The following is a 1083-nucleotide window of genomic DNA, read 5'->3' on the forward strand; positions in this document are numbered from 1 at the left end:
TCCCCCGACCCCTCCCGCAAGCGGGAGGGGAGTCAGGTAATTCGCAGCGCGGCCTTCGCATCCTCGCAATCGCGCGCAATCTGCGCCTTCAGCGCGTCGAGATCGTCATATTTCGCCTCGTCGCGCAGAAAGTCGATCAGCTGCACCTCGACCATCTGGCCATAGAGATCGCCCGAAAAATCGAAGAAATAGGGTTCGAGCAGCTCCTCGGGCGGTTCGATCGTCGGGCGGATGCCGAGATTCGCGACGCCATCGACCACGCGCCCGTCCGCCAACCGCCCGCGCACCGCATAAATCCCGTAACGCGGGCGCAAATAGCTGCCGAGCCGGATATTGGCGGTGGGATAGCCCAGCTCGCGCCCCAGCTTCGCGCCACCCTCGACCACGCCCTCGATCGCGAACGGGCGCGTCAGCAGCGCAGCGGCCTCACGCGGCTGGCCGTGGCGCAGCGCGTCGCGGATACGGCTCGACGACACGACCTCGCCCTCCGCGGCGACCGGTGCCACCGTGTCCACGCTGAACCCCAGCGCCGCGCCCAGCTCGGCCAGCACCGCGACATTCCCGTCGCGCCCCTTGCCAAAGGTGAAGTCGGCCCCGGTCACGACCCCGCCCGCGCCGATCAGGTCGACCAGCCGCTGCTGCGCAAACTCACGCGCCGACAGGCTGGCAAGGGCGGCATCGAACCCGAACACCAGCATCGCGTCGGCCCCCGCTGCGGCAAACAAGCGCGCGCGCTGGTCCAGCGTGGTCAGGCGAAAGGGCGGGGTGTCGGGCCGGAAATGGCGCACCGGATGCGGGTCAAACGTCGCGACGATGACCGGCCGCCCTTCATCGCGCGCACGCGCCACGGCGCGGCCCACCACCGCCTGGTGGCCGCGGTGAAAGCCATCGAAATTCCCCAGCGCCACGATCCCGCCGCGCAGATGCCCGGGGACCGAAGCCGCTCCGTCCAGCCGCTCCATGCGCGGGGGCTATAAGGTCACGACGCAAGGAATCAAATTGTTCGCAATTCCTCCCCCAGCTTGCTGGGGGAGGGGGACCGCCCGCGCAGCGGGTGGTGGAGGGGCGGCCGCGCAGACGGCC

General features: G+C 69.6%; 1 protein-coding gene. It reads right to left on the bottom strand.

Annotation, left to right across the window (positions count from 1 at the left end; translation table 11 throughout):
• Positions 1–32: 32 nt before the first annotated feature.
• Positions 33–962, bottom strand: coding sequence for a bifunctional riboflavin kinase/FAD synthetase (locus AX681_RS16835; RefSeq protein WP_066664295.1), 930 nt, complete (start codon positions 960–962; stop codon positions 33–35).
• Between the last annotated feature and the right edge of the window lie 121 nt (positions 963–1083).

Source organism: Sphingomonas sp. CCH9-E2, from assembly GCF_001557215.1.
Classification (GTDB): Bacteria; Pseudomonadota; Alphaproteobacteria; order Sphingomonadales; family Sphingomonadaceae; genus Sphingomonas.